Source organism: Rhodococcus sp. P3_B8 (assembly GCF_056402775.1).
The window spans coordinates 1-3341 of the sequence record NZ_JBFUGT010000488.1 but is presented as its reverse complement, the minus strand read 5'-3'; the positions used below and the strand labels follow the sequence as shown (position 1 = coordinate 3341).

Here is a 3341-nt window from a genome sequence, read left to right as displayed (position 1 = left end):
CCTCAGTGCGGCGTCGACGAGGTCGATGCACTGCCCGAGCCCGTCCTCCGCGAACACGACGTCGTCGGGACCGTCGTCGATCGCGACGAGTGAGTCACCGGGGCGGACGATGTTGCGGCGCCGCAACTCGAGCGGGTCGATGTCGAGCGCGACTGCCAGCTCGTGCATGGCGGACTCCACCGCGAAGGCGGGCTGGGTCATGCCGTACCCGCGCAGCGCTCCGCTGGGCACGCTGTTCGTGTAGACGGAATACCCATCGAACTTCTTGTTGAGACACCGGTACGCCGAGATGGCGGCACCGGCGGCGAACAACGTCTCGCCGCCGTGGTTGCCGTACGCGCCCGTGTTCGACACGTTGCGCACCCGGAACGCCGTGAGTGTGCCGTCGGCCCGGGCGCCGAGCGTGATCGTCAGCTTCATCGGGTGCCGCGGCGACGCCGTCGTGAACTCTTCCTCCCGAGTGAACTCGAAGCAGACGGGCCTGCCCGTGTCGAGGGTGGCGAGCGCGACCAGATCCTCCGAGATCACCTCCTGTTTGCCGCCGAAACCACCCCCGACGCGCATACAGAACACGCGCAACTGGTCGGGGCGCAGGTCGAACAGGTGAGCCAGCTTGACCTTCGCGATCGACGGCGACTGCGAACTCGTGCGCACGTGCAGGCGGCCGTCCTCCATCCAGGCGATCGACCCGTGCGTCTCGAGATGAGCGTGCTGCACGCGCGGGGTGAAGTAGGTGCCCTCGTGGATCACGTCGGCCTCGGCGAACCCCGCCTCGATGTCACCCACCTCCCCGTGGAGCTCGAGCAGGATGTTGTGCACGGGATCCCGCACGAACGGGTCGTCCGAACCGTGCAACTGCGGTGCACCGTCGGCCATCGCCTCCTCCGGGTCGAACACCGCGGGCAGCACGTCGTATTCGACCACCACCCTGCGACACCCCTCCTCCGCGGCGCCGACCGTGTCGGCCAGCACCGCGACCACCCGCTGACCGACGAAGCGGACCGTGTCGTCGAGGATGTACGTGTCGTCGGGGTCGACGAGATGATCGGTGTGGATGGCGGTCGTGAACCGCTTCCGGGGCACGTCCTCCCACGTGTACACGCGGTGCACGCCGGGGACGGCGAGCGCCGCCGTCGTGTCGATCGACACGATGCGGGCGTGCGCATGCGGAGAATGCAGCACCTCGAGGTGCAGCATGCCCTCGATCTCGGTGTCCATGGTGAACTCGGCGCGGCCGGTCACCACATCGGTGGCCGCGGGTGCCCCGACGCTGGTGCCGACCGCGCGCCCCGGCTCGGCGACCTCCACCGCGGCGACACCGTTCACGGCATCTTCGATGGCCCGATAGCCGGTGCAGCGGCAGAGATTGCCCTTCAGCGCGCGTGGCAGGTCTTCCTTCTGGGCGTCGGTGAACGTCGCCGACGTCATGATCATGCCCGCGGTGCAAAATCCGCACTGGAACCCGGGGGCGTCACGGAACTGCCGCTGCAGCGGATGCAGGTCGTCCGGCGAACCGAGGCCCTCGATGGTGGTCACCTCCCGCCCCTCCGCGCGGAACGCGGGCGTGATGCAACTGTGCACGGGATCGCCGTCGAGCCACACCGTGCAGGCTCCGCAATCGCCTGCGTCGCAACCCTTCTTGACGCCGTGATGACCGAGCGACCGCACGAACGTGCGCAGGCACTGCCCGGGATTCGGTTCCTCGTCGAACGCCCTGCCGTTCACGGTGTACGTCATTGCCGGTCTCCTGCGGTGAACTCGGTCCGGATCTCCTCGGCGAAGTGCTTCGTCAGATGGCGACGGTGGTCGGGGGTGCCGTTGGGATCGTCGAACCACACGTCGTCGGGTATCGCGTCGATGCTCTGCTGGAGCGAGCCGGCGTCGGGTACGGCGTCGAAGGCCAGCCGGATCGGACGGGTGGTGCCCGCCGTGATCGTGAGCAGCAAGTCGTCGCCGCCGGGCGCCTGGGTGCCGATCAGGAACACCGTCGAACGGCCGAGGCGCGTGAGGGTGAAGTGCCGATGCGTGTGACGCTTGCGGAGGGCACCGATCGGGATGTCGATGTGGCGCAGGATCTCACCCGGTGCGAGCACGTTCTCGCGGTTGCCCGTCACGAAGTCGGCGGCGTCGACGGTGCGCTCGGACCCGTCGGCGGCCCACAGTGTGTACGTCGCCTCGAGCGCGACCGCCATCGTGATCATCGGGCCCGCGGGAAGCGACATGCAGATGTTGCCGCCCACCGTCGCCGAATTCCAGACCTTGAACGACGCCAGGAAGGCCTCGCAACTCGTTCCGAACAGCGAGGCGGCTCTCCAGTCGTCCGGCGGCGCAAGCTCATACAGCTCACGAATCGTGCACGTCGCGCCGATCTCGAGGCCCGCGTCGCTCGGCAGCAGGGTCTCCCAGCCGAGCGTCGTGAGATCGACGAGACGGCGCAGGTCGGGCTGCGGCTCGGAGAACAGCCACGTTCCCCCGGCCAGCCACGCGTCGCCTTCCCGCCACGCCGCACCCGGATGGTCGGCTGGACGCCGAACGACATCGGTGATGGTGTTGAGGTCCATATGACTGCTCCACTCGGGAAATGTGTCGTCGTTCTCGTACCCGACCTGCGTCAACCCATCTGACTTTAGACACCGCGACAGCGGTCTCGGTGTTAATTGCCGGGTTCCACCCGGGCGCTGTTTGCGGTGTTCCGGCTGTGTGGGCGGCCGGGTGGGCGACCGTCACCCGCCGTAGCAGACATCTGCCGCCCCGGACCGACCGCTACTCTCAGGGCCATGGCCGCCAAGATTTCCGCCCACGACGTGCTCGAGTTGGTACTGGACGCAGGCAGCTTCGTCTCCTGGGACACCACACCCGTCGATGCGCGGCCGAACGAGAAGTACCGCGCCGACCTGCAGAAGGCCGCCGAGAAGTCGGGTGTCGACGAATCGGTGATCACCGGCGTCGGCACCGTTCGCGGGCGCCCGGTCGCGGTGATCGCGTGCGAGTTCGCGTTCCTGGCCGGTTCGATCGGCGTAGCCGCCGCCGAGCGGATCGTCTCCGCCATCGAACGCGCCACCCGTGAGGGTCTCCCCCTGCTCGCCTCGCCCACATCGGGCGGCACGCGCATGCAGGAGGGCACCGTCGCCTTCGTGCAGATGGTGAAGATCGCGGCGGCCGTCGCCACTCACAAGGCCGCCCATCTCCCCTACCTGGTGTACCTGCGGAACCCGACCACCGGCGGCGTGTTCGCGTCCTGGGGTTCCCTCGGGCACATCACGGTGGCCGAACCCGGTGCACTCGTGGGGTTCCTCGGACCCCGCGTCTACGAGGCCCTTTACGGCGAGAAGTTCCCCGAG

At 68.3% G+C, this 3341-nt stretch carries 3 protein-coding genes; 1 reads left to right on the top strand and 2 read right to left on the bottom strand.

Going from position 1 to position 3341, the window contains the following annotated elements:
• The coding region (locus AC1D1G_RS43375; RefSeq protein WP_477956727.1) for a molybdopterin-dependent oxidoreductase at nucleotides 1–1737 on the bottom strand (1737 nt) is incomplete at its 3' end.
• The gene (locus AC1D1G_RS43370; protein WP_477956726.1) at nucleotides 1734–2561 is read right to left on the bottom strand and encodes an FAD binding domain-containing protein; all 828 of its coding nucleotides are present in this window, start codon (nucleotides 2559–2561) and stop codon (nucleotides 1734–1736) included. The genes AC1D1G_RS43375 and AC1D1G_RS43370, both read right to left, overlap by 4 nt.
• Nucleotides 2562–2777: 216 nt before the next feature.
• Here AC1D1G_RS43370 and AC1D1G_RS43365 point away from each other — a divergent pair.
• On the top strand, nucleotides 2778–3341 hold a 564-nt coding region (locus tag AC1D1G_RS43365; RefSeq protein ID WP_477956725.1), incomplete at its 3' end, for a carboxyl transferase domain-containing protein.